Source organism: Microbacterium sp. KHB019, from assembly GCF_037285405.1.
In the GTDB taxonomy this organism is placed as follows: Bacteria; Actinomycetota; Actinomycetes; order Actinomycetales; family Microbacteriaceae; genus Microbacterium.
Genome location: NZ_JBBDHF010000004.1, coordinates 315,315 through 340,634 on the forward strand (window position 1 = coordinate 315,315; position 25,320 = coordinate 340,634).

The window sequence follows — 25,320 nt, forward strand, 5'->3', positions numbered from 1 at the left end:
CCCCTCTGCGTCCTTCTGCGGAATCCACCACTAGCCTGGACAGGTGGGAGACAGCGACGATAAAGCCAGGAAACGCCTCTCGCGAACCCCCAACCGGGCTCTGACCGTCGCCGTCCTCGCTTTCGCAGGACTCGCGTCGTCGTTCATGTTCACGCTCGTCGTGCCCCTTCAGGCCGAGCTGCCCATGCTGCTCAACGCATCCCGCGAGGACACCACCTGGGTCGTCACGATCACGCTGCTCGTGGCAGCGATCGCCACCCCGATCTCCGGTCGCCTCGGCGACATGTACGGCAAGCGCCGCGTCGTCGTCGTGCTGATGATCATGCTCATCATCGGTTCCGTGATCGCGGCGCTCTCCACGTCCATCATCGGCGTGATCATCGGACGCGCGCTGCAGGGCGGCGTCACCGGCGTCATCCCGCTCGGCATCGCGATCATGCGTGACATCCTTCCCCCGAAGCACCTCGGCACCGCAGTGGCGCTCATGAGCGCGACGATGGGCGTGGGCGGCGCGCTCGGGATGCCACTGGCGGCCTATCTGGCCCTGAACGCCGACTGGCACTCGCTGTTCTGGCTCGCCGCCGGGCTCGGCGTCGCGGGCCTCGTGCTGGTCTATCTGTTCGTGCCGGAGGACGTGCTGCTCTCCCCCGGTCGCCTCGACGTGGTCGGCGCGATCGGTCTGGCGATCGGCCTGACGGGCCTGCTGCTCTACGTCTCGCGCGGGGCGCAGTGGGGCTGGACGTCACCGATCGGCCTGACCCTGGTGATCGGCGGCGTGCTGGTGCTGCTGCTGTGGGGCTGGTACCAGCTGCGGACGAAGGATCCCCTGCTCGATCTGCGCGTCGCCGCCCGCCCCGCGGTGCTCCTGACGAACATCGCAGCCATCGGCATGGGCTTCGCTCTGTTCTCGTCCAACGTCACGTTCCCCCAGATGCTCGAGTTGCCCGTCGAGACGGGATCCGGATTCGGGCTCGACATGATCACGGCGGCCTTCATCGTGATGCCCGCCGGGCTCGTCATGATGGTGATCTCGCCGCTGTCCGGCTGGCTCGAGCGCACGATCGGCCCGCGACCGCTGTTCACCGCGGGCTCGGCCGCCATCGTCCTGGCTTACGGATACGTGCTGATCTGGTCATCCGAGTGGATCCACATCCTCATCGCCAACGCGATCATCGGCGTGGGCATCGGATTCACGTTCGCTGCGATGCCGATGATCATCATGCGCTCGGTGCCCTCCAACGAGACGGGGGCGTCGAACGGTCTCAACGCCCTGTTCCGCTCGGTGGGAACCTCGAGCGCCTCTGCCGTCATGGGCGGCGTGCTCGCCGCGATGAGCGTCGATGTCGACGGTGTCGCCGTGCCCACTCACGAAGCGTTCGAGATGTGCTTCTGGCTGGCGATCATCGCCGGCATCGTCGCTCTGGTGCTGTCGCTGTTCATCCCGAAGATCCGGTCCCTCGAACGGCATCCTTCGCTTCCGAACTGAGCCGTCGGGGTCAGCCGAACGTGTACCCGTCCGGATCGCCGGGCTGCGGCGGACGCAGGCGGTCGGGAAGCGGCCAGGGCAGCACGATCGGCTCGGATGCCGGGCGCGTGACGTCGCCGTAGTCCTCGGTCTTCACGACGATGCGGCCGGGGATGCCGTCATGATCCGGTGTGACCTCGACGATGCGCACCCGTACCGGGCGGCCTTCGTCCTCGAGCATCCACGGCTCGGCGAGCCACGCGAGGCCGTGCGATTCGAGCGCCTCCTCGGCGACGAGCCAGTCGACGGCATCCGAGACCGTACGGCCGAAGACGTCCACGGCCCCCCAGGCGTCGCCCGCCGGGCGGATCCAGCCGAGCAGTTCACCGTCGTCGCGGCGGTGCGGGGTCCGGTCGTCCATGCGACGAGGGTACCCCGCACCACGTGATCAGGCGCGGACGGCGTATCCGCCGGTCCAGCCGATCTGCTCCCGCACGGCGAGCACCATCTGCAGGAAGCCGAGGGCCTCGAGCTCACGTGCGCGCTTGAGCGCACCCGCATCCGCGACCTTCAGGCCCGCTGCGGTGATGACGCCGGCGAGAAGGTTCTTCGCGGACTCGTCGTCACCGGCGATCTGCACGACGGTCGGCTCGCCGCCGAGCTCGCCGGCCGCCAGGGTCGCGGCGAAGTTGGTGTTGAAGGCCTTCACGACCTTCGCGCCGGGGATCAGCGCGGCGAGCTCGCCCGCGGCCGAGGAGTCGGCCGGCACGACGAGTCCGTCGAACGTGGCGAAGTCGACGGGGTTGGTGATGTCGACGACGACCTTGTTGGCGAGCTGGTCGCCGTAGGTCTCCGCGAGCTCGGCCAGTGCCGGGTGCGGCACGGCGAGGACGACGATCTCACCCGAGATCGCGTCGCCGACGACGCCGGCGGTCGCACCGACGGATGCTGCGGCCGTACCGGCCTTCTCGAGGTCGCGCGCGAGGATCTGCACGCTCGCTCCGCCCTTCGCGGCGATGCCGGCGATGGCCTGGCCCATGTTTCCGGTTCCGATGACGGTGATCGCAGTCATGGTGATGCCTTTCTCTGAATGAATCGTTCGGCCGTCGCACTTGGTTGCTTCGGCAACTAAAGAATCAAACGTGCTTGCCTGAACAACTATTCCCGGCACAATGGAGAACATGGCCGCATCGCTCCCCCGGATGACCCCGCAGCAGTCCCGAGCATGGCTCGCACTCATCAGCACCGCCGAACTGCTCCCCGCGGCTCTGGACGCTCAGCTGCAACGCGACGCGTCACTGACCCACTACGAGTTCATGCTGCTGAGCGTCCTGCAGCGCACCGGCGCGATGCGCCTGAGCGACCTCGCGGCGGCGACGAACGCCACGCTCCCCCGAGCCTCGAAGGTCGTCAGCAGACTCCAGCAGCGGGGACTCGTGCAGCGCGAGGAGAGCGAGCACGACCGGCGCAGCATCCTGCTCGAGCTCACCCGGCAGGGGCGCCGTCAGCTCGTGCTCGCGACCCCCGACCACTTCGACACCGTGCACCGACTGGTTCTCGACCAGCTGAGCCCGGAACAGCTCGACCACCTCGCCGATGCCCTCGAGCCCGTGCTCGAGGCACTGGACCCCCACCAGCGGTTCGGGGTGCCAGGGCGCTGACGGAGCGGCTCGTTCACGTGCCGCCGAGGATGGCGACGAGGAACGCCGCGCGATCGAGGACGTTGAGCGGGTTCAGCCCGGTGATCTCCTCGATGCGTGCGGCGCGCTTGCGGAGGGTGTTCTCGTGGATGAACAGATCGGCTGAGGCCGCCTGCACCGCGCCGCCCCTCCGGCAGAGAGCCTCGGCCGTCTGCAGCAGCTGTGTGCGGTGACGCGCGTCGTACCGGCGCAGCGGCGTGATCACGTGCTCCGTGAACGGAGCGATCTGGTCGGGCGTGAGTCGGTGCACCAGGCCCTCCCACGTGGCGAGGTCGCGCGGACCGGCCGGTCGCCGCAGCCGGGGTGCGATGGCGGCAGCGGCGAACGCCTCCCGAAGCGCGATCGCGATGCGTTCCTGCACGATCGGACCGCTCCAGCCGAACACGGCATCGATGTCGTGCGGCGCGGAGAGCAGTCCGCCGATGGTCCCCGGCACGATCGCGACCGTGTCCGCGCCGACCGTGCCGACGACGGAGCCTTCGGGGAGCGGCAGGCGGATAGCGCTGGGCGCGACGACGATATGCACAGCATCCGCGTCGTCGAGTTCAGCGCCGAGGACGACGGCGCTGGCCTGCCCGCGGCGCACCATGTCGATGATCGCCCCGACACGGGCGCGCTCGCGAGCCTCCTGCTCCTGCCGGTGCTGCTCGGCCGCCAGGCGCTGCGTGATCTCGACGAACGCGACATCGGCGGGGATCCGCAGCACCGCGACACCCAGGGCGTTCGCCGTCCGGATGATCGGCGCCGGCACCTCATCGGTCACAACGCCGAGGGCGAAGCCGATCGCTGACGCCCCGGCGCCGCAGACGGCCGCCACGAACCTGCGCTGCGCTTCGACTTCAGTCATCGAGATCCCCGAGGTCAGCACGAGCTCGCCGCCGCGCAGGTACGGGCTCGGGTCGAGCAGGTCCGACGGCAGCGACCAGCGGATCACGCGATCGAGGCCGACCGGCCGTCCGGCGAGCTCCATCGGCGGCCCGTCCCACGCGAGCAGGTCCGCGACGCGGACGTCGCCGACCAGCGCATCCGTGTCTTCCCGTCTCCGCCCGACCATCACCCGACGATAAGGCGGCCGTGTTTCGCCATCGTTTCCCCGAGATTGCCGGAGGTGTGCTCTCCCCCACCTCCGGATGCCCGGACGGGTGATCTCCTCCACACAATCCCCTCCTGCAACAGCGCCGAAACATTCGAGGACTGCAATGAGCGGTGACCGAAAGGAATGCGCCATGACCACCACATCCGCACCTCCCGCCACACCCGCAGTCCCGCCCGCCGCCGAGCGCGTCGACAAGGACTATCCGCTCTCACGCGTCCCCGCACACTCTCGACAGGGCTGGTTCGGTGTCCTCGTCGTCGTCGGCGGGTTCGTCTTCTTCACCCCGACGATGGTCACCGGCGGACAGGTCGCCGGTGCGTTCGGCTTCGCCCCGTTCCTGCTGCTGTGCGCCGTCGCGACCGCCGTCCTCGGCCTCTACATCTCCACCCTCGGCGCGGCGAGCGCCCGCACCGGCCTGTCCACGGTCCTCATCTCGCGCCTCACCCTCGGCCGGGTCGGCGGCAAGTGGGCCTCGATCGTCCTCGGCGGCACCCAGATCGGTTGGTACGGGATCACGGTCGGCATCTTCGCGAACCTCCTCGCATCCGCCCTCGGCTGGTCGGAATCGTGGCCGCTCGCGATCTTCGGCGGCCTCCTCATGGCGACCACCTCATACTGGGGGTTCAAGGGCATCGAAGTGCTCTCGTGGGTGTCGGTGCCGCTCATGTTCGCCCTGTGCATTTGGATCACCGCGCTCTCCCTCGACGAGGTCGGCGGCATCGGTGGACTATTCGCGACGAGCGGCGACAGCTCGATCACCCCCGGCATGGCGATCACCATGATGATCGGAACGTTCATCTCCGGCGGAACGCAGATCGGCAACTGGACCCGCTTCGCCCGCAGTGCGCGCACCGCTTTCCTGGTCTGCCTGGGTGCACTCCTGGTCGTCGAGACCGCGATGCTCGTGTTCGGCGGCATCGGCGCGATCGCGTTCGACGAGGCCGACTTCACCACGCTGCTGTTCACGATGGGTCTTGCCGGCCTCGGCGTCTTCATGCTCACGTTCAACCTCTGGACCACCAACGACAACGCGGCCTACGCGTTCGGCGTCGCAGGGTCCGAGCTGTTCGGCAAGGCCGACAAGCGCCCCTTCATCATCGGCGGCGTCATCATCGGCATCGCCCTCGCGGTCAGCGGCCTAGCCGACTCGATGACCATGTTCCTCGTCACCCTCGGCACGGTGATCCCGCCGCTGGGCGGGGTCATCATCGGCACGTTCCTGTTCGTCTGGCGGCGCCGCGACCCGGGGACAGACCTCGACAGCGTACCGGGGTTCGTCTGGCCCGGCGTCATCGCCTACCTGCTGGGCACGGCTGCAGCCGGGTTCGGCTCCATCACCGGACTCGGCAGCCCGGCCATCCAGGGCGTCCTCGTCGCAGTGATCGCCGCCCCGATCTGCCACTGGGTCGCCCGCAGCACTCGCCGGGCCGCGGCCGCGGCATCCCTCGCAGCACCGGCGCCGGACGCCGCGCAGCACACGGACGCACAGAACGGAGCAGGCGAATGACCGCCACCCTGATCCGCAACGCGGATGTCATCACCATGGACGCGAGCATGCACGCGACGCCGGTGCGGCGTGACCTGCGCATCGCGGACGGATGCTTCACCGAGATCGGCACGAACCTCGAAGCGCGACCGGGCGAGACCGTGATCGACGGCACGGGAATGCTCGTCACCCCGGGTTTCGTCAACGCGCACACCCACTCGTGGGAGTACCTCTACAAGGGCCGCTACGACAACATGCCGCTGGAGCTGTGGATGGCGTATGCCTACCCCATCCTCGGCGGCAGCCCCACCCCGCCGGATCTCATCCGGCTGCGCACGCTCATGTTCGCGATGGAGTCGATGAAGTCGGGCGTGACCACGCTCGTCGACGATGTGCTCGAGACGCCGGGGCAGGACCTCGACCAGCTCGCGGCCGTCGCCGGCGCGTACAGCGACATCGGGATCCGGGCCAATGTCTCTGGCCACATCATCAACCGGCCGTTCGTCGACACCTTGCCGTTCGTCGCTGATTGGCTGCCCGAGGAGGTCGTCCGCCAGGTGCGGCAGGCGCCGACGCTCACCGCGGCGGAGTACCTCGACTACTCCCGCGATGCCTTCCGCAGGCATCACGGATCGGCAGGCGGACGCATCCGATACATGCTGGCGCCGTCCGGTCCGCAGCGCTGCACCGACGACCTGCTCGCGGGAGCGGCATCCCTGTCCGCGGAGTTCGACGCCGAGGTGCACATCCACGTGCTCGAGACGAAGACGCAGGCGGTGACCGGAGATGAGCTCTACGGCGGACGCACGCTCGTGCAGCACCTCGACGAGATCGGCGCCCTGAACCCGCGCACGACGTTCGCTCACGGCATCTGGGTCACGGGCGACGACATCGAGCGGATCGCACGGTCGGGCGTCTCCGTCTCGCACAATGCGATCTCGAACCTCAAGCTCGGGTCCGGCATCCTGCCCTGGCGCGCCTACCAGGACGCCGGCGTGAACCTCGGCCTCGGCACGGACGGATGCTCCTCGAGCGACACGCCGCGCCTCATGGAGGTCATGAAGACCGCGGCTCTCCTGCACAAGGCCACCGAACCGGACTTCGAGCGCTGGCCGACCGTGCCCGAGGTGCTGGACGCCGCGACCATCGGCGGCGCCCGCAGCGGGGTGCTGGACCAGACGATCGGCTCCATCGAAGTCGGCAAGCGCGCCGACCTCGTCATGTTCGACACGACGACCCTGGCGTTCCTGCCCACCAATCGCCTCGAGAACCACCTCGTATACAGCGAGAACGGATCGTCGATCGTGCGTGTCATGGTCGACGGGGTCGTCACGGTCGAGCACGGCCGGCTCACTCTGGTCGACGAGGACGCGGTCTTGGCCGCATTCCGCGAGATCATGCCGAGGATCCGGGAAGAGCAGGATCGCCTGGATGCCGTGAACGAGGTCTTCGCACCGGCCTTCGCTCGGATGCACATGGAGTCGGCCCGGCGGCAGATGCCGGTCAACCGCTGGACCGGCGACGAGCGGACCTGGGTGGGCGCGCACGCGCACGCCTGATCGCTCGATCCGGAGCCCCGTCCGATCACGGGCGGGGCTTCAGTGCGCGTACTCCATCAGCTCGACGCCGAGCACCCGGAACGCATCGTGCGCGCGCAGCCGATGCGCGATCGACAGGTCGTCGAAGCCGACGATCATCGCGTAGGCGACGCCGGAACGGGGACCGGCAAGAACACCGGCCTCGGCACGAACGCCCCGGTCGCGCCCCGTCTTGTTGATGAACAGCAGTCCGTGCGCGTCGTGATCGTGCGCGAACGGGTCGAGACCCGTGGATGCCGCCACCAGACTCAGATCGTGATTGAGGCTCAGCCACTCCGCGACCTGCGCGCTGACCGCTGCGTCCACGGCCGTCGAGTTCACGAGTGCGGAGAAGAGGTTCGCCAGTTCCCGCGTCGTGCCGACCGCGACATGAGGGGCGTCGTCCGGCCCTCGAACGTCACGAAATCTATCGAGCACAGCCGTCCGCTCGAGTCCGAGCGACTCGATCCGGTCGCGAACCCGGTGGTGGCCGACCTGGTCGAGCAGGATGTTCACGGCCAACGGGTCGCCTGCCGTCGCCGCGAGCACGGCGAGATCGACGAGCGGCAGCGCCGGGGCGCGCAGACTGCGCCACAGCCCTGACCCCGTCACATCGTCCGTCTCCGAGCGATCCACGATCTCGAGGGGATCGAGCGTCCCCGCCTCGAACCGCGCGGCGACCTCGATCAGCAACGGCACCACGCCGAGCCCGGCGATCGGCAGGGTGACGTGGTCGTCGCCGGCGAGCACCTGCGTACCGGTGTCGAGATCCATGACGTGCACTGACACCTGGGCACCGGCATCCGCCAGCTCCTCAAGCGCGCGCGTCGTCGCCGCGAACGACCGCCGACCGATGGCCGCGCGGCGCGGCAGACGTCGGGTGCTGCGTTGTGACCGACGCAGCATCGCAGGCTCAGGGGGAGTGCCCACGCGTGTTCCTTCCCAAGAAGGTCGATGAGGGGAGGCGCCGCGCGATCCACGCCGACAGCGGCACTCGCCATCGTAGTCCCGCGCGGCGACGCCCGGTCAAAGTTTGGGGGTAACGGTCACCAGATCGTCACACGCTGGTCGCTCGGCAGGTGCAGAGCATCGCCTTCGGCCACGTCGAACGCCTCGTAGAAGGCATCGATGTTGCGCACGATCTGGTTGCACCGGAACTCGTTCGGCGAGTGCGGATCGATCGTGAGCAGGCGGATCGTCTCGGCGTCGCGGCTCTTCTGCTGCCACACCTGCGCCCAGCTCAGCAGCAGTCGCTGCACACCGGTGAGGCCGGCGATCACCGGGGCCTCCGCACCGCCCAGGGCGATCTCGTAGGCCTTCAGCGCGATGCCGAGCCCGCCCAGGTCGCCGATGTTCTCGCCGATCGTGAGCGCACCGTTGACGTTGTTCTCCTCGCCGAGACCCACCGGAACCAGCGCGTCGTACTGCGCGATCAGCGCCTTGGTGCGCTCCTCGAAGGCTGCGCGATCGGCATCCGTCCACCAGTCGTCGAGCTTGCCTGTGCCGTCGTAGCGGCTGCCCTGGTCGTCGAAGCCGTGGCCGATCTCGTGACCGATGACCGCGCCGATGCCGCCGTAGTTCGCTGCGGCGTCGCGCGAGGCGTCGAAGAACGGGTACTGCAGGATCGCTGCGGGGAACACGATCTCGTTCATGGACGGGTTGTAGTAGGCGTTGACCATCTGCGGCGGCATGTGCCACTCGTTGCGGTCGATGGGCTTGCCGATCTTGTCGACGTTGCGGTCGTGCTCGAAGATGTTCGCGCGCCGGACGTTGCCGAAGATGTCGGCGGCGTCGATCTCGAGCGTCGAGTAGTCGCGCCAGACCTCCGGGTGGCCGATCTTCGGGGTGAATGCGTCGAGCTTCGCAAGCGCGCGCTCACGCGTGTCAGGGCTCATCCACTCCAGCGTCGTGATGCTCTGCCGGTACGCCTCGATGAGGTTCGCGACGAGCTCGTCCATCGCGGCCTTCGCCGTCGGCGGGTAGTGCCGCTCCACGTAGACCTTGCCGATCGCCTCGCCGAGGGCGCCCTCGGTGACCGAGACGCCGCGCTTCCAGCGCTCGCGGATCGTCGGGACGCCGGTGAGCTCCGTGCCGTAGAACGAGAAGTTCTCCTGCACGATGTCATCGGTGAGGAAGGGTGCTGCGGCGTGCACGACGGCCGCGCGCAGCCACGCCTTCCAGTCCTCGAGCCGGTCGGCGGTCAGCAGTGCGCCGAGGCCCTCGAAAGCACTGGGCTGGCTGACGACGACCTCGGCGAAGGCATCCGGGTTCGTGGGTCCGACCGCATCCCGCCACGGCGTCAGGTCGACGCCGACAAGAGTCTGGAAGTCGTCCCACGACCTGAGGTTGTAGGTCTTCACGGCGTCGCGACTGGCGACGTTGTCCCAGTGCTTGGAGGCGATCTCGGTTTCGAGCGCGAAGGCGCGCTCGGCGTCGCCCGCGGCATCCTGCACCCCGGCGAGCGCGAGGAGGCGCTCGAGGTGCGCACGGTACGCGTCGCGGGTGCCGGCGAAGCTGTCGAGGCGGTAGTAGCTCTCGTCAGGTAGCGAGAGGCCCGACTGGACGAGGATCGGCACGTAGCGCTCGGGGTCGCCGGGGTCGCCGTCGATGTAGAGGCCGATCAGGTGGGCACGCCCATCGCGCTCGTAGGCGCCGGCGACCGAGAGCAGAGCCGGGATGCCGTCGATGCCATCGATCTCGGCGAGGGTCTCCTGCAGGGGCTCGACGCCGGCGGCGTCGATGCTCGCGGTGTCCATGAAGCTCGTGAACAGGTCGCCGATCTTGCGCTCGAGGGTGCCGGGCGCGGCGTCCTGCGACTCTTCGATGATCGTCCGGACATCCTTCTCGGCCTGCTCGGCGAGCATGTGGAAGGAGCCCCACCGCGCCTTGTCGCCGGGGATCTCGGTGCGATCGAGCCACGCGCCGTTGACGTGGCGATACAGGTCGTCCTGGGGGCGGATGTCGGAGCTGAACTCTTCGGTCGCGAGACCGGCGGGAAGCACATCAGTCATGCGTCCACCCTATGCGCGCGGGCGCTCGGCGTGCTCGGCGCGCATCGGAAATCCGCTCTGTTCGGGGCGGGCGTGGCGCAATATGATGTCGAGAAGGGGATACGGCGGCGACGCCGGAAGAGGGGAAATGCTGTGAGGGGACTGGGGCAGTATCTGGTGTCTACGGGCGCGGCTGATGCCGACGTCATCGGGACGGCCATCGCCGAGGTGGGCGATGGAGAGGAGTTGCCGCGGCTTCTGCTGCAGCAGCGCCGGATCACCGAGGCGCAGGTCGCTGAGGCGACATCGATCGCGACGGGCTGCAGCTTCGTCGATCTGACGACGTACACGTTCGATCCGCAGGTGGTCGCGCTCGTACCCGGACCGCTGTGCCGCAAGTACCGGCTGCTGCCGCTGCGCATGGTGCGCGATCAGCTGACCGTGGGGATGCTGGATCCGACCGACATCATCGCGCTGGACGACATAGCCACGCTGACCGATCTGCGGGTCGTCCCCGTGGTCGTCGCGGAGGACTCGCTGATGCAGGCGTTCGAGCGGCTGCTGCGCTCGGACGGCGAGCTCAGCGACCTGTCGGAGCAGATCGGCGAATCATCGTCCAGCGCCGACAGCATGTTCACCGAGCAGCTCGACGACCAGGACATCGATGCCCCGGTCGTCCGCTTCGTGAACCTGCTCATCACCCAGGCGATCAACGACCGGGCCAGCGACATCCACATCGAGCCGGGCGAGCACCGCCTCACGGTGCGGTTCCGCATCGACGGCGTGCTGCACGAGATGCAGCGAGCGGATCGCAGCATCCAGGACGGTGTGATCTCGCGACTGAAGATCATGTCGTCCATCGACATCGCCGAGAAGCGCGTGCCTCAGGACGGCCGCATCTCGGTGCTGCACGAGGGCCGCAGCGTCGACCTCCGCGTGGCCACGCTGCCGACGGTGTGGGGCGAGAAGATCGTCATGCGAATCCTCGACAACAGCGGCCAGTCCATGTCGATGGACGATCTGCTGTTCCTGCGACGCAACGAGCACCGGTTCCGCGAGGCGATCACCCGCCCGCACGGCATGGTGCTGGTCACAGGCCCCACCGGCTCCGGCAAGTCGACCACGCTGTACACCGCGCTGCGGACCGTCTCGAATCCACGCGTGAACGTCATCACGGTCGAGGATCCGGTGGAGTACCGCATCCCGGACATCAACCAGGTGCAGGTGAATCCACGCGCAGGCCTCACGTTCGCCTCCGCGCTGCGCGCGATCCTGCGCTCGGACCCCGACGTCGTGCTGGTCGGTGAGATCCGCGACCGCGAGACGGCGACGATCTCGATCGAGGCGGCGCTCACCGGCCACCTCGTGCTCTCGACGCTGCACACGAACGATGCGCCGAGTGCGCTGACCCGCCTGGTCGAGATCGGCACCGAGCCGTTCCTGGTGGCGACCGCACTGAGCGCCGTAGTCGCCCAGCGCCTCGCCCGTCGCCTGTGCACTCGCTGCCGCCAGCCCATCGAAGACGATCGCGCGATGCTCGATGCCGTCGGGATGCCCGCTGAGCTGATCAATCACGCCACCGTGTACCGCGCCGTCGGATGCTCCGCCTGCTCCAACACGGGGTATCGGGGCCGCGTCGGACTGCACGAGGTCATGACACTCACCGATGAGATCGAGCAGGCGCTTGTCGCTCATGGAACCGGCAGCGAGCTGCGGCAGATCGCCCTGAAGCAGGGAATGGTGCCGCTGCGCGATGACGGTTGGGCGAAGGTCGCCGACGGCATCACGACGATCGAGGAGATCCTCCGCGTCACCGTGTGAGCGGGCGGGGAGTCACCCCTGGTTCGCCATGTCTCCGTAGAGCGTGAAGATCGGCATGTACAGGGAGATCACCATGCCGCCGATGACCACGCCGAGGCCGACGATGAGGATCGGCTCGATCAGCGACGACAGCTGCTCCGTCGCGGTCTCGACCTCTTCCTCGTAGAAGTCGGCGATGCTGCCCAGCATCTGCGCGAGCGTGCCTGACTCCTCACCGACGGCGACCATCTGCGCCACCATCGGCGGGAAGACGTCCTCCTTCGCCAGCGGCCCCGCGAATGACCGGCCGGCGCGGATCGACTCCTGGATCTCGCGTACGGTCTGCTCGATCTTCCAGTTGTTCGACGCCTGACCGACGATCGACAGCGCCTGGATGATCGGCACACCGGCATCCAGCATCATGGCCAGATTGCGGCTGAACCGAGCGACCGCCATCTTCGTGATCAGCTTGCCGAAGATCGGCATCTTGAGCTTGATCGGGTCGACGACCTTGCGATAGCCGTCGGTGTATCGGTTGCGCGACCACACCACGGCGAGCACGATCACGAGCACGATCAGCGCCGGCAGGATCCAGACCATGTTGTGCGAGATCGTCACGAGGATCTGGGTCGGCAGCGGCAGCCCGCTGCCGAGGCCGGCGAACATGTTCTCGAAGACCGGCACGATGAAGGTCACCATGACGAGCACGCCGATGATCGCGATCACGAGAACGACGGCCGGGTACGTGGTGGCCGAGCGGATCTTGCCGTGCAGCTCGGCCTGCTTGCGATAGTTCTCGGCGACGGAGTTGAGGGCGGCCCCGAGGAATCCGCCGGACTCGCCCACCTTGACGATCGACACCATCAAGGGCGGGAAGATGTCGGGATGCCGCCCCAAGGATGCCGACAGTGATGATCCGCCTTCGACGTCGGATGCCACGGAGCCGAGCACTCCGCGCAGCTTGCGGTCGGCCGTCTGATCCTCGAGCACGAGAAGCGTGCGCATGAGAGGCAGACCGGCGTTGATGAGCGCCGCCATCTGCCGCGAGAAGATCGCGAGCGTCTGCGCCGACACTCCTTTATTAAGGGACGGCAGTGTGATCTCGCGGCGCAGCCCCGTCTTGTCGATCGGCGCGACCTGCACGGGCATGAGTCCTTGAGCACGAAGCTTCGCCGTGACAGTCGCCTCTGTCGTGGCATCCATCGTGCCCTTGATCAGCTGCGTGGTGCCCGGATCGATGGCCTGATAGTGCCATTCCTGCATCGTCGCCATCATGAACCCCATTCCGTGAGCTGACGGTCCACCGCGTAATGCGACCAGGAGTCGGCATCGAGATCTGCCGGCTGAACGTGCACATTGTCGAGCGAGGCCGGGTCGACCGCGAACGTGCGGGCGACGTGAGCCGCGACCGTGCCCGCCCCGACGAGGCGACGCAGATCCTGATCGAGGGTGTGCATGCCCTCGGCCGCGCCCGCCTGCATCGCGCTGTACAGCTGGGCGACCTGGCCCTCGCGGATCAGGTTCGCGACGGCCGGCGTGTTGATGAGCACCTCGGTGGCGATGGTGCGTCCTGCGTGCTGCGCGCGCGGCAGCAGGCTCTGGCTGATGATGCCCTGCAGGGTGTCGCCGAGCTGCGAGCGGATCTGGTCCTGCCGGTCGGCGGGGAACGCATCGATGATGCGGTTGATCGACTTCGATGCGCCCTGCGTGTGCAGCGTGGAGAGCACGAGGTGACCGGTTTCTGCGGCCGAGAGAGCGGTCGAGATCGACTCCGGGTCGCGGAGCTCGCCGACGAGGATCACATCCGGGTCCTGTCGCAGCACGCGACGCAGCGCCTCGGCGAACGAGTTCGTGTCGCTGCCGACCTCGCGCTGATGGATCAGCGCGCGGCGGCTGTTGTGGTGGAACTCGATCGGGTCCTCGATCGTGACGATGTGCACGGGGCGGATGCTGTTGATGATGTCGACCATCGCGGTGAGCGTCGTCGACTTTCCGGATCCGGTCGGCCCGGTGACGAGGACGAGTCCGCGCGGTCGGAGCGCAAGATCCTGAGCGATCTGGGGGGCGCCCAGCTCATCGAGTGTGAACACCTTGCCCGGGATGAAGCGGAGCGCCATGGCGATCGCGCCGAGTTGGCGGAACACGTTCACGCGCAGTCGCCCGATGCCGGGCTCGTGGTGAGCGAGGTCGACTTCGTGGCGGCGGACGAACTCGTCGCGCTGTCCGTCGCTCATGAGGCTGTGGGCGGCCTCGCGCACCCAGGTGGCGTCGAGCGGGTCGGGCTGCTGGGGGATGACGATCAGATCGCCGTCGACGCGCATCAGCGGTGGGGCGTCGGCGGTGATGTGGAGGTCGGATGCTCTCCCTCGAGCAGCCAGGGAGAGCAGTTCGCTCAGAGTGACCGTCATGTCAGCTGCCTTCCTGGGCACGGGTGAAGGTCAGTGCGGTGACCTGGATGTCGAACTGTTCATTGGACTCGGTGACGACGACCTCGTCGATCGCGATGGCCCGAGGACCGCCGCGCAGACCGTCGAGGAACTTCTGGACGCTCACCATGTCGGGGGCTGTGGCCTGGATCGTGATGTCGATCTGCATCCGGTCGGGCGTCGTCGCAGTGGGCTGAGCCGTCGGGTCGGTCGTCGTCTCGGATGCTGCCGCGTCGGCGGTCGCGTCACTGGCGACGGTCGCGTCGGCGGCGACGTCGGATGCCGCGTCGACCGGCGTCTCGGTCGGCTCGGTCGTGGCGGCAGGGGCTGGAGCGTCTTCGGTTCCACCCGTGCGCGGGGCGTACGGCACTGCCTCTCCCCTGGTGACGGAGACGAGCTGCGCGCCGGAGTCGGCCTCGGCGCGCGCGATGCGCTCGAAGACCTCGTCCAGCAGCGGGAGAGCAGGGATCTGTGCGGAAAGGGCTGCGACCGACTTCTCGGTCTCCTCCAGGGTCTCCTGCTGCTTCTGCAGGGCGGCGATCTGGGTCTCGTACACCTGGTTCGTGCCTTCGACCTGACGCTGCTGCTCCTGGGCCGCGAACACGCCGCCGACGAGCGGCAGCACTCCGACCACGATGCCGAGCACGAGCACGGCGGCTGTCACGAGAGCGCCGATGAGGGTGATGAGCTGTTTGGTCATCACTGACCGCCTTCCTGCTCAGCAGCGAACCGGCCGCTGTAGATGCCCTGATCGAAGGTGATGTCGATCGTGTACGTGAATCGTCCTTCTTCGCTGCCGCTCTCGGCGATGGCATTCGAATCGCTCTGGGCCACCGCACCGACCGTGCGCAGCTGGCGCGAGATCGCGGCGATGTCGATCGTGTTCGGGCTGTCGAGAGTGATCGTTCCCGTCAGCCCTGCGGTGCCGACGACGGTCTCTTCCGTGAGCTTGTCGACGGCAGGCATGCCGGGGACGAGACTGAATCCGACCAGCGCGACATCTGCGGGCAGCGCGGACTCGATCTTGCTGCGCACGTCGCTCCACGCGAGGTCGGAACCCATCGCCTCGGCCAGGTAGCCCGTGAGCTCCTTCTCTGTGGCGATGGCACCGCTGACCTCGGAGAGCCCGGCGATCTCGCCGACGAGCTCCTGCGTGCGCAGCTGCTCGGCGGCGAGTTCCTGCTGGGCGAACGTGTTCCACACCCATGCCCCGCCGACGAGGAGCGCGGCGATGACGACGGCCCCGAGGGCGGCCCAGATCCAGACGCGGCCGAGTCGGTCGTGCTCGCGGCGAGCGCGTTCGGATGCGGGCAGCAGGTTGACTCTGGGTGCTCCGGCGAGCGACACCACGGCGACGCGAGACATCAGCTCTCCTTCCCGAGAGCCAGGCCGGCTGTGCTGACGAGGTTGAGGGCGAGCTCGCCGGCCGGCTCGCCGTTGACGACCGTTCCGACGTCGGAGAGCGAGATGATCCGCACCGGGAACTGATCGCGCTCTTCGAGCCCGCGTTGCACGCCGGTGATCGCGGCGCCCGCGCCGGTGAGCAGCACCTGGTCGATGCCGGCGATACCTGGCCGACTCATGGAGAATGCGAGCGTGCTGTGCAGTCGCCCGAGCAAATCGGCGACTGCTCGTCCACCGTTCTCGTTGCGGAGCGTCCCGCGCAGCGCCCCGGGTGCGATGGCGTCTGCAGGAAGGATGCCGGCGGTGCCGATGGCTGCAGCCCCCACTCCGGCGAGCACCGGGATCTCGGCATCCGCGGTTTCATCGTCGACGACCGTCATCCCGCGCCGGCGGACCGCCGCGGTCTCCATGTCGGCCGGAAGGATGCGGACGAACATCGGGATGCCGTCACGCAGGACCACGACCTGCGTGGTGTGGTCGCCGACATGGATGACGGCGATGGTGCCGGATCCTGCTCCGGCTCGCACTGCGCGAGCCAGGCCGAACGCCGTGAGATCGACGCGGGTCACGCGGATGCGGCTGCGCGAGAAGGCGGCGATCATGTGCTCGACGGTCTCCGCGACCGCAGCGACGAGCAGTCCGTGCACTTGATCGCCCTCCTGCGAGGTCGGATAGAAGTCGAGCACGGCCTGGTTCACCGGGACGGGCAGGAGGTCCTGCACCTGGAACGGCAGGGCCTTGCGGAGCACGGCGGGAGGCAGCGCGGTCGTGCTGTACTCGCGTACGAGGACGCGGCGGCTGGCGATGCCGAGGGTGACGCTGCGGCCCTTGATGCGCGCGGTGTTCCAGAGCTGACGGATCGCGACGGCGACAGCGCCTTCGTCGAGGATCTCGGAGTCCTTGGCGGCGTCGACGGGCAGCGGGACCTCGCCGTACGCCACGACGCGCGGTGATCGACCGGTGGTCATCTCGACCGCGCGGACGCTCTCTTCGGTGATCTCCACACCGACTCGTGTTGTTGCCATGTCCCCTCCTTCTTGCAGACCGTTCCTGACCGGGTCGGCCTACGCGTAAAGCCCCAGATACCAGCGCGCGATCGGCTCGCCGATGAGGATGCCGACCCACGCGCCGGCGAGCATCCACGGTCCGAACGGGATCGCCGTCTTGCGTCCCGCTCTCTTGATCACGATGAGCGCGAGTCCGATCGCGCCGCCGAGCACGAATGCCGCGAAGGCGCCGACCACGAGCGCGCCCCAGCCGAACCAGCCGAGCACGGTTCCGACGAGCCCGGCGAGTTTGACGTCGCCGCCGCCCATGCCGCGCGGGCTGATCAGCCGCACGATGAAATAGAAGAGGAAGAGCACCGCTCCCCCGAGCAGTGCCCGAACGAACGGTTCCCAGGCTCCCGCGTCGCCGAGGGACGAGAGCATGGTCGTGACCCCGAGGACCACGACGACCGCCGCCCATCCAGGGAGCACGATGGCGTTCGGCAGGCGTTTGACGTCGACGTCGATCGCCGTGAGCACCACGCTGAGTGCGGCGAACAGCACGAGCATGATGAGCTCGCCCCAGAACATCGGACTGGTCGCCCAGGCGCCGGTGGATGGCCCGCCGGTCGCCTGTCGAATGACTCCGACGGCGACAGCGACGAACAGCGCCCCTGTGAGCAGTTCGATCAACGGATACCGCGCTGAGATGCCGCCGCGGCAGTTGGCGCAACGGCCGCGCTGCACCAGCCACGAGACCACGGGGATGTTCTGGTGCGCGCGGATCGATGCACCGCATTGCGGGCACCGGCTCTCGCGCATGAGGGAGATGCCGGCCGGGACGCGATAGGCGACGACGTTGAGGAACGAACCGATGACCAGCCCGAACACTCCCGCCCACGCGGTGATGAAGATCGCGACAGCGGGCATGATCACGGCACGTCCCGCTGGGAGATGAGGTTGCCGAGGCTGTCCGTCCCCGCGCCGCCACTTCCCGGCCACGGGTCGACATCCTCTCCGAAGTCGTAGCCAGGGATGTTCCGTGGCGCGAAGGCGACCTTGACACCGCCGCCGAACTCGAGCTCGCCCGAGTAGACCTGCCCGCGGAACGTGGCCGGGCCACTGTTGAACTTCATCTTGCACGGCGTGTAGATGTAGATCGCGATCTTGGGGTCGACCATCGAGTCGTTGAGCTGCTCGGAGGCGCTCGCTGGCGAGTTGCACTGGGGGCCCGCAACGGCAGGCTTGCTGTCGGGAGTGATCAGATAGATCGTGTGGGGCTGTCCGTCGGCGCTCGAGAACTTCGTCCCCGACAGGTACCAGCGATTCGCGATGATCGCGATGTCCCTGTTGATCTTGACCTGCTTGTTCGCGCCGCCGGCGTTGGTGTCGAAGTTGCCCGAGCAGCCCCGAATATCGAAGATCATGCGACTGGTGAGGGTGCTGGCAACTGAGGTGACATCGGCGGAATTACCGGACCACTTGTTGCACGCTGTACCCGTGACCGTCGTGAGCTTGTAGCCCTCGTCCGCCCAGGCCTGCGGAGGAGTCGTGGCGTTCACCGGTGTGAAATCGACGTCCTGCCAGGTCGGAATCTCCGGGAGCGGCACCGTGGCGAGCGCTGTGTTCTTGGTGATGGAACCCTTCACGATCGTCGTCGCCGGAGTGCCCCAGGTTCCGTACCCGCCCTTATAGGTGAAGCCGCCGAAGATGGTGCCGCTGCCGAGAGTGCTGTTTCCCGTGCCCGCGGCCCGCACGCTGCCGTAGACGGTGCCGGCGTTCAGGGTCACCGTGCCGCCGACGAAGACGTTGCCCTCGCTGCCACCGATCTTTCCGACGGTGCCGGCGATGGTGTGTCCGACATCCTTCGGCGCGATCAGACTGCCCTCGATCTTCCCGCCGTTCACGACAGCCGTACCCCCGATGTAGGCGTTCCCCTCAACGACGCAGCCGTTGTCGAGCTGCATGTCGCCCGTCTTGGTGTAGATGTCGCCGGGGAAAACTGATCCGGTGCCGCATGCGATCTTCCCGAGCGAGGCATAAACGCCGGCGGAGCCGACGAAGTCGTCGATGCCCATCTCACTGTTGGCGCTGTCGAAGACGTAGGAATTGAGTCGGGAACCCATGCTGTACGTGTAGAAAAGGCCAGGACCGCCGGCGGTCGGCGGTGTCAGACCGTCCAGTTCGTAGACCGCGCTCAGCGTCGTGCTCGCGCCGCTGGCCGTACCGGTGACGGTGTACGTGACCTGTCCGACGCCGGGAGAATCGCACGCGACGGCGACCGTGTAGTTCGGTGCTGTGCCGGCCGGCACAGCACCGCACGGGTCCGCGTCGGCACCGCTTGCCTGCGCGATCGCGGCGGCGAGTCCGGCGTCGGCTGCAGCTCGCGACTGCGCGGTGCTGCGACTCGAGACGACGCTTGACGCGGTGTTGACGACCAGTCCGCCGACCAGAACGGCGCCGACCATCAGCACCATCATCACGATGATGACGACGACAAGCGTCGCGCCCCGGTCGTTGCGCAGATCGTGATGCTCCTGGTTCCGGCGACGGAGCGCTTCGTGAAGACTCACCAGCATGGTCCGGCTCCTTGGATGACCGCCTGGGCCTTGACGGCCCCGGTGATGGGGACGGTCGCGCTGCCCGCTGAGGCGGTGAACGAGTACTCCAGCCGAGTCGACGACGGGGCGGAGAAGATCGGGCCGTCATCGATCCCGGTGGCGAGCTTCGCCCAGCCGGTGGTGACGGAGGTGTCGATGGCACTGTTCGAGCTCTTGTAGAGCAGATCGCCGGTGGCGTCGCGCTTCCATGCGCGGCACTCCCAGCCGGACGATCCGGTGGCGACGACGGCGACGAGCGTGTCGCCGCTGCCAGTGGACGGATGGATCTCCGTCGCATTGCGGATGGACTTCTGCAATGAAGCTGTGACGAGGTTGGCCTGGCCGGTTGCCGCGTCGCGATCGGTGGTCGCCACCTGGGCCCCCCAACCGTTGATGAAGATCGATGACACGAGCACCAGGACGACACCCGCGATGAGCATGTAGAGAATCAGTTCGACGAGGCTCATGCCATCGTCGTCAGATTGCTGCCGGACGGTCATGGTGCACCGACCATGACTTTGGTGGATACGGATGCCAGCGACTCGGTGCCTGACAAGACCGTCACGGTGACCGCCACGGCCGCCGGATATGCACCGGCAGCCGGGCAGGTCGCCGGCGAGGTCCGAATCGTGAGGCCGGAACCGGTTGGCCCTGGCAGATCGCCGTTCTCGGCCGTCAGATCCACACAACGCGAGGCGGTGGACCCGGTCGGGAACTCAGAGCGGATCTCGGCGACCCTCTCAGCGGCGAGATTGGTCGCCACGACGGACGAGCGATTGTCGACGCTGAGCCCCATCGCCGTGACCAGCAACGGCAGTACTGCGAGCGCCAGAACGGCGAGCAGGACCATCGCGATGATCACTTCGATGAGGCCCAGTCCGTCGTCGCTTCGGGTAAGCCGCGACATGAGTGGTCCTCAGATAGAGACCGGAGCGGAGGCCCGGATGGGCGGGCCTCCGCAATGGATTAGCTCAGACTCACGGGCAACCAGTGGCGACGCCAGATGCGTCCTTTATCACCGCCGGTCCGGCCCATCCGCTCTTGGTTCCGTCGCTCGCCGAGACGCAGACATCGGACACGCTCGTGCTGCTGGCTGCCAGAGTGGTGCTGATGTTTCCGCTCCCCGCGGACTTGGCCGCGTCACCCGGGGCGATGCCACCGTCCGGATCGGCGAACGCGGTTGCAGCAGCCGTAGCACCGTTCGCCGCGGCAGCGTCGACGGCATTCTGTGCAGCGCGGTCCTGAATGTTCGTAAAAATCGGAATCGCGACAGCCACGAGGATGCCGAGGATCACGACGACGATGATGAGCTCGATCAGCGAGAAGCCGGCTTCGCCGTTCTCTTCCCGCTCGATCTTCTTAGCCTCGATGAGACGTCGGATAGTACGCATGACAGAGTCACACTTTCCGGGATGACGGAAACGGGTACCCTGGTTTGGGCGTCGTCTCCGACGGGCTTCGTGCTTGTGATTCCCCAACCCCAGGTTCAGGAGCCACCGCCACCCCTCAGTTGAGCGGCTCCTGTTGCACATGCTGGCGAAGGTGGGAGCGCGCTCACAATCCCCCAATTCTGGGGGTACTACCCTCGTTCATCAGACTGGTATCCCGCGCGCGCATTCAGCAGTATCGACCATTGTCCAGGAGGCGTGGACTTATGGCCAGTCGGCTCTTTTTCGCTCGAAATGGGCATGTCTACCCATTGCCTTTTCGGAGCCGGAAGGATTCTCGCGCGAGCATCTCGAGATTCAGGCTCGAATTCTGACCTCAGCCGCGCCGGCGGAACAGGCCACGTCGACCCGGTGACTCCGGTGCCGGCGCGGCGTCCCGGGGGGCGACCGCGCGCGCTGCTCGACGTCGCCGCCACGCATCGATCTCGGCATCCACATCTCGCGTCTTCGTGACGACAGGCGGCCCGCCCATGAGCTGCCGGCGTGCGTCGATCACGCGCCGGTTGAAGTCCTCGAGCACTTCGCGCACGTCGCCTTCGCGCGAAAGACGGTCGAGACTCGCGTCCAGTTCGCGGTCTTCGTTCCGCAGCAGAATCGCGGGCGGTCCGAGTCCTGTGAGGTTCTCCGTCTCGATCTTGCGGCGGATCCACCAGTCAGGATCGTGGTGCGAACCGAGGTTCTCCAGCGGCTTGCCGGCGCCGGGCAGATCGTCGAACTCGCCACGGCGGATCGCGAGCTGGATCGCCGTCTCGACGAACTGGTGCTTGTTCTCGGCGTTCAGCTGCGTCGGTGGCGCTTCGGACTCAGCATCCGGGTCGCCGTTCTGCCGCGCCCGATAGCGGGCCGCGGCGTCTCGAGGATCAGTCATCGTCCACCTCCGGATGCCGGTTCTACCAGCCTACGCGCCCCTCGAACGAGCGTCGCCGGCACGCCATAGGCTCAGAGGATGACCGCACGCCCCACATCCCTGAACCGGGAGATCCTGCGGCTGGCGGTCCCTGCTCTCGGCGCGCTGGTCGCCGAGCCCGCGTTCCTGATGGTGGATGCCGCGCTCGTCGGCCACCTGGGCACCATCCCCCTCGCCGGGCTAGGCATCGCGAGCGCCGTGCTGCAGACGATCGTCGGGCTGATGATCTTCCTCGCGTACTCGACGACCCCGGCCGTCGCCCGCCGGTTCGGTGCCGGCGATCACAAGGATGCCGTCTCCGTCGGCATCGACGGCATGTGGCTCGCGCTCGGGCTCGGCGCCGTTCTCGCCGTCACCGGAGCCCTCTCGTCCGACTGGCTGGTCTCGCTGTTCGGTGCTCCAGCCGACGTGGCCGCCCAAGCCGACACGTACCTGATGATCAGCATGTGGGGCCTGCCCGCCATGCTGATCGTCTTCGCCGCCACCGGACTGCTGCGCGGGATGCAGGACACGGTGACCCCGCTGTGGATCGCCGGGCTCGGGTTCGGGGCGAACGCCCTGCTGAACTTCCTGTTCATCTACGGTTTCGGGTGGGGCATCGCCGGCTCCGCCGTCGGGACGGTCACCGCGCAGTGGGCCATGGTCGCGGCCTACGTCATCATCGTCGGTCGGCTCGCCCGCAAGCACTCGGCATCGGTCCGCCCGCAGCGCGACGGCGTGCGCGGATCGGCGCGATCGGGCGGCTGGCTCTTCCTCCGCACCGTCAGCCTGCGTGCGGCACTGCTGATCACGGTCGGCGTCGCGACCGGCATCGGCACCGACGAGCTCGCGGGTTGGCAGGTCGTGTTCACGATCTTCTCGGCCGCGGCCTTCGCCCTGGATGCCCTCGCCATCGCCGCGCAGGCGCTCATCGGCAAGGGACTCGGCGCCGGCGACATCCCCGGCGTCAGGCATGTGCTGGCGCGCACCGTCGCCTGGGGTGCCTGGTTCGGTGTGATCGTCGGCGTGATCATCGGCGCTCTCTCCGGAGTGATCGGACTCGCATTCACCGGCGACCCGGACCTGGCGGCGCTCATTCAGCCGGCACTCATCGTCCTGGCCGTCGCCCAGCCGATCGCCGGCATCGTGTTCGTGCTCGATGGAGTGCTGATGGGGTCGGGGGACGTCCGCTACCTCGCGATCGCCGGCGGACTCAACCTCGTGCCGTTCCTGCCAGCACTCGTCATCATCTCGCTCGTCGGCGTCGACGGCACGGCCGGAGTGACCTGGCTCGCGGTCGCATTCTTCGGCGTGTACATGCTGGCCCGCTTCGCCACCCTCGGCTGGCGCGTGCGAACCGGCGGTTGGCTCCGCCAAGACGCGTAGCAGTGTCGTGATGGCGGAGGATGGCTCCATGAACACCACCTGGCCCGGCGACTCGGCGACCGTCGTGCGCTGGCTGCGCGCGACGCTGCACGCCGAGGTCGCCGACCCCCGCGAGGCTCGGATCAGCGGTCTCGACGACGTCAAGATCGCAGCCGATCTCTCGGGCAACGACCTGCAGCACCTCACCGTCGATGCCACGCGCGTCCGTCTGCAGTTCGACTGGCGCGCGTCGCCCGACCTCGCCGCGCGCAACGAAGCGGCGGCAGGACACCACGACCCGCAGCCGGTCAGCGAGGAGCCCGGAACGATACAAGAACTGCGGATACGAGCAACGCCCATCCGCATCGAGCGGACCGACGTGAACATCGACGTGCAGGCGTTCGACGTCCCGATCCTCTGGCAGACCTTCGCAGCACCCACCGATCCGAGGCATCCCGAAAGCATCAACGGGCTGTCCGCACCGGACGACCTGAGCTCGGCGCGTGGAACGTTCTCCGCCTCGGTCAGGACGCAGTACCTCGTTCCACTGCTCACATCCGTCCTGCGCCCGGCGCTGGCCGAGGTCGGCATCCGCCTCGGCCGCGTGAAGCTCGACGTGACGGGCGACGGGAGTGACGGCGTCCACGTCACGGCGTACGCCGGAGGACGCTGGAAGCTGCTCTTCGCCTCGGTGCGCGCCGATGCGAGGATTCGGGTGACCAGGGATGCCGTCATCACCGTGAACGAGCTGACACTCGGCAGTCGCAACCCGCTCGTCGCCCTCGCGCTGCGCTTCACGCGCAAGCATGTCCGCGAGATCGTCGGCCAGCCGTATGACCTGAACGCGGCACTGGGCGACGAGCAGGGCGCGACGTCCGCCCGCATTCACGACCTGCGGGTCGCAACAGGAGAAGACTTCTCCGTGTCAGGAAGGGTCAACTGACCCTGGTCTGACGCATCCCGCCGGTGCAGCACGTAGCCCCAAGCTGCCAGAGCGAGCAGCGGACCCCAGAGCCAGAACGGGAAGACGAGCACGAGCTCGAGCGCGAGCTCGAAGCTCCCGTCGCCGAGGCTGCCGTCGAGAACGGACACGATCCAGTCCACTCCGCCGGCGAGGAACAGCGCCGCGACGACGAACGCCGGCACCGCAGCCAGCGCGACCGGCACAGCACGCCCGCCGAGGCCGCCCATCCAGCCGGGGAAACGTCGGCCCCACGGCAGGATCAGACCGAGCGTCAGCACGCCGCCGGCGAGCATCGCCGCACCGAGGCCGAGCCCGGTGAGCAGCACCATCGGCACGTCGGCGAGGTCGACACCGCTCGGTGCGAGCAGCGGCCACGGCGTCAGCCAGCTTGCGCGAGCGATCGTGTAGGGCAGCGCGCAGCAGGCGGCGGCGATCGTGATCGCGATGCGATTCCGCAGCACCCATGAGGCGAAGCGCCCGTGTGAGCCTTCTGAGCCGGTGGCCGCCCAGGCCGTGAGCGCCACGAGCAGCACGAGATGCGCCGCTGCGAGCAGCAGCACCGGAATCTTCTCGACGAGCGAGGCTGTGAGCTCCTGGGCGAGAAGAGCGCCTTGCATTCGCACGACCGCCCAGGTCACGATACCGGCGAGTACAGCGATCACCGCCAGCCCCCACCACAGATGACGTCGAACGAGCAGCGCGGCGAGCACGACGGCGCCGACGATCACGACCATCGCGAACGTGTAGCCTGCGACGGGAATCATGCTGCCCGGCGTCAGCAGGAAGGCGATGACCGCCAGGACGACCGCCGCGATGCGCAGCACAGGCGGCGTCGCACCCGTTGGTCCGACGATCCCGCGCACTCCGAGTGCGATGCCGGCCAGGCCGGTCGCGACGCCGATCGCCGCGGATACCGGTGCCGGCAGCATCCGATCGGCGAGGCTGCGCCCGAGGGTGTCGAGTGCGGATGACGCGAGTGGGGCGATGAGCGCGACCGCGGCGGCAACCGCGATCAGGGCGGCGGATACGACGATCCCGACCGCAAGGAACTGTCTGGTTCGTGTGTTCATGCCATTCACGGTATGTACACGGGTGGGTGGACCGCATCGCCCGGGAAGGCGGTCTGC

24 protein-coding genes are annotated in these 25,320 nt (G+C 67.9%); 7 read left to right on the top strand and 17 right to left on the bottom strand.

Annotated elements, in window-relative coordinates:
* The first annotated feature begins 43 nt into the window (after positions 1–43).
* Positions 44–1,486, top strand: coding sequence for an MFS transporter (locus tag KHB019_RS14735; RefSeq protein WP_443193218.1), 1,443 nt, complete (start codon positions 44–46; stop codon positions 1,484–1,486).
* Positions 1,487–1,496: 10 nt separating this feature from the next.
* On the opposite strand, the gene KHB019_RS14740 is transcribed toward KHB019_RS14735, so the two are convergent.
* Together KHB019_RS14740 and KHB019_RS14745 are read right to left on the bottom strand one after the other, a co-directional pair.
* Positions 1,497–1,886, bottom strand: coding sequence for a hypothetical protein (locus KHB019_RS14740; protein ID WP_337459319.1), 390 nt, complete (start codon positions 1,884–1,886; stop codon positions 1,497–1,499).
* A 27-nt stretch (positions 1,887–1,913) separates the two neighbouring features.
* Positions 1,914–2,537, bottom strand: coding sequence for an NADPH-dependent F420 reductase (locus KHB019_RS14745; protein WP_230102629.1), 624 nt, complete (start codon positions 2,535–2,537; stop codon positions 1,914–1,916).
* Between the two features lie 109 nt (positions 2,538–2,646).
* Between KHB019_RS14745 and KHB019_RS14750 the strand changes: the two genes are divergently transcribed.
* The gene (locus KHB019_RS14750; RefSeq protein WP_337459320.1) at positions 2,647–3,126 is read left to right on the top strand and encodes a MarR family winged helix-turn-helix transcriptional regulator; all 480 of its coding nucleotides are present in this window, start codon (positions 2,647–2,649) and stop codon (positions 3,124–3,126) included.
* 13 nt (positions 3,127–3,139) lie between these two features.
* On the opposite strand, the gene KHB019_RS14755 is transcribed toward KHB019_RS14750, so the two are convergent.
* Positions 3,140–4,219: a PucR family transcriptional regulator ligand-binding domain-containing protein gene (locus tag KHB019_RS14755; RefSeq protein ID WP_337459321.1), complete on the bottom strand. Its 1,080-nt coding sequence runs from the start codon at positions 4,217–4,219 to the stop codon at positions 3,140–3,142.
* 172 nt (positions 4,220–4,391) lie between these two features.
* Here KHB019_RS14755 and KHB019_RS14760 point away from each other — a divergent pair, with 172 nt between their 5' ends.
* Together KHB019_RS14760 and KHB019_RS14765 are read left to right on the top strand one after the other, a co-directional pair.
* Positions 4,392–5,768 carry a cytosine permease gene (locus tag KHB019_RS14760; protein WP_230102626.1) on the top strand — a complete coding sequence of 459 codons (1,377 nt, stop codon included), beginning with the start codon at positions 4,392–4,394 and terminating at the stop codon, positions 5,766–5,768.
* Positions 5,765–7,306, top strand: coding sequence for an amidohydrolase family protein (locus tag KHB019_RS14765; RefSeq protein WP_230102625.1), 1,542 nt, complete (start codon positions 5,765–5,767; stop codon positions 7,304–7,306). Before KHB019_RS14760 ends, KHB019_RS14765 begins: the two co-directional genes overlap by 4 nt.
* 39 nt (positions 7,307–7,345) lie before the next feature.
* On the opposite strand, the gene KHB019_RS14770 is transcribed toward KHB019_RS14765, so the two are convergent.
* Entirely contained in the window at positions 7,346–8,254 is a 909-nt protein-coding gene (locus KHB019_RS14770; protein ID WP_443193219.1) for a serine hydrolase, read from the bottom strand.
* Positions 8,255–8,370: 116 nt separating this feature from the next.
* Positions 8,371–10,335, bottom strand: a complete 1,965-nt coding sequence (locus KHB019_RS14775; protein WP_337459322.1) for a M13 family metallopeptidase — start codon at positions 10,333–10,335, stop codon at positions 8,371–8,373.
* Between the two features lie 132 nt (positions 10,336–10,467).
* On the opposite strand from KHB019_RS14775, the gene KHB019_RS14780 reads away from it, so the two are divergent.
* Entirely contained in the window at positions 10,468–12,135 is a 1,668-nt protein-coding gene (locus tag KHB019_RS14780; RefSeq protein WP_443193220.1) for a GspE/PulE family protein, read from the top strand.
* A 12-nt stretch (positions 12,136–12,147) separates the two neighbouring features.
* Here the strand turns inward: KHB019_RS14780 and KHB019_RS14785 are convergent, their stop codons facing one another.
* The 11 genes from KHB019_RS14785 to KHB019_RS14835 all read right to left on the bottom strand — a co-directional run bounded on the left by KHB019_RS14785 (position 12,148) and on the right by KHB019_RS14835 (position 21,846).
* Positions 12,148–13,398: a type II secretion system F family protein gene (locus KHB019_RS14785; protein WP_337459324.1), complete on the bottom strand. Its 1,251-nt coding sequence runs from the start codon at positions 13,396–13,398 to the stop codon at positions 12,148–12,150.
* Positions 13,386–14,522, bottom strand: coding sequence for a type IV pilus twitching motility protein PilT (locus KHB019_RS14790; RefSeq protein ID WP_290368251.1), 1,137 nt, complete (start codon positions 14,520–14,522; stop codon positions 13,386–13,388). Before KHB019_RS14790 ends, KHB019_RS14785 begins: the two co-directional genes overlap by 13 nt.
* A gap of 1 nt (position 14,523) precedes the next feature.
* Positions 14,524–15,240, bottom strand: a complete 717-nt coding sequence (locus tag KHB019_RS14795; protein ID WP_230102621.1) for a hypothetical protein — start codon at positions 15,238–15,240, stop codon at positions 14,524–14,526.
* Entirely contained in the window at positions 15,240–15,905 is a 666-nt protein-coding gene (locus KHB019_RS14800; RefSeq protein ID WP_337459325.1) for a PilN domain-containing protein, read from the bottom strand. Before KHB019_RS14800 ends, KHB019_RS14795 begins: the two co-directional genes overlap by 1 nt.
* Complete coding sequence (gene pilM / locus KHB019_RS14805) at positions 15,905–16,969, bottom strand: type IV pilus biogenesis protein PilM (protein WP_337459326.1); 1,065 nt, start codon at positions 16,967–16,969, stop codon at positions 15,905–15,907. Before pilM ends, KHB019_RS14800 begins: the two co-directional genes overlap by 1 nt.
* 39 nt (positions 16,970–17,008) lie before the next feature.
* Positions 17,009–17,860, bottom strand: a complete 852-nt coding sequence (locus tag KHB019_RS14810) for a prepilin peptidase (RefSeq protein ID WP_337459351.1) — start codon at positions 17,858–17,860, stop codon at positions 17,009–17,011.
* Between the two features lie 2 nt (positions 17,861–17,862).
* Entirely contained in the window at positions 17,863–19,509 is a 1,647-nt protein-coding gene (locus KHB019_RS14815) for a hypothetical protein (protein ID WP_337459327.1), read from the bottom strand.
* The gene (locus KHB019_RS14820) at positions 19,500–19,997 is read right to left on the bottom strand and encodes a PilW family protein (protein ID WP_337459328.1); all 498 of its coding nucleotides are present in this window, start codon (positions 19,995–19,997) and stop codon (positions 19,500–19,502) included. The genes KHB019_RS14815 and KHB019_RS14820 overlap by 10 nt, the downstream gene beginning before the upstream one ends.
* Positions 19,998–20,026: 29 nt before the next feature.
* A complete protein-coding gene (locus tag KHB019_RS14825; protein WP_337459329.1) occupies positions 20,027–20,437 on the bottom strand; it encodes a prepilin-type N-terminal cleavage/methylation domain-containing protein in 411 nt (136 codons plus the stop codon).
* A gap of 70 nt (positions 20,438–20,507) precedes the next feature.
* Positions 20,508–20,921: a type IV pilin protein gene (locus KHB019_RS14830; protein ID WP_337459330.1), complete on the bottom strand. Its 414-nt coding sequence runs from the start codon at positions 20,919–20,921 to the stop codon at positions 20,508–20,510.
* 373 nt (positions 20,922–21,294) lie between these two features.
* Positions 21,295–21,846, bottom strand: coding sequence for a J-domain-containing protein (locus KHB019_RS14835; protein ID WP_337459331.1), 552 nt, complete (start codon positions 21,844–21,846; stop codon positions 21,295–21,297).
* A gap of 78 nt (positions 21,847–21,924) precedes the next feature.
* Between KHB019_RS14835 and KHB019_RS14840 the strand changes: the two genes are divergently transcribed.
* Positions 21,925–23,250 carry an MATE family efflux transporter gene (locus KHB019_RS14840; protein WP_337459332.1) on the top strand — a complete coding sequence of 442 codons (1,326 nt, stop codon included), beginning with the start codon at positions 21,925–21,927 and terminating at the stop codon, positions 23,248–23,250.
* A gap of 28 nt (positions 23,251–23,278) precedes the next feature.
* Positions 23,279–24,172 (top strand): hypothetical protein, encoded by an 894-nt coding sequence (locus tag KHB019_RS14845; RefSeq protein ID WP_337459333.1) that lies wholly within the window; start codon positions 23,279–23,281, stop codon positions 24,170–24,172.
* Here KHB019_RS14845 and KHB019_RS14850 read toward each other — a convergent pair.
* A complete protein-coding gene (locus KHB019_RS14850; RefSeq protein WP_337459334.1) occupies positions 24,115–25,263 on the bottom strand; it encodes a hypothetical protein in 1,149 nt (382 codons plus the stop codon). The genes KHB019_RS14845 and KHB019_RS14850 overlap by 58 nt on opposite strands.
* Positions 25,264–25,320 lie beyond the last annotated feature (57 nt).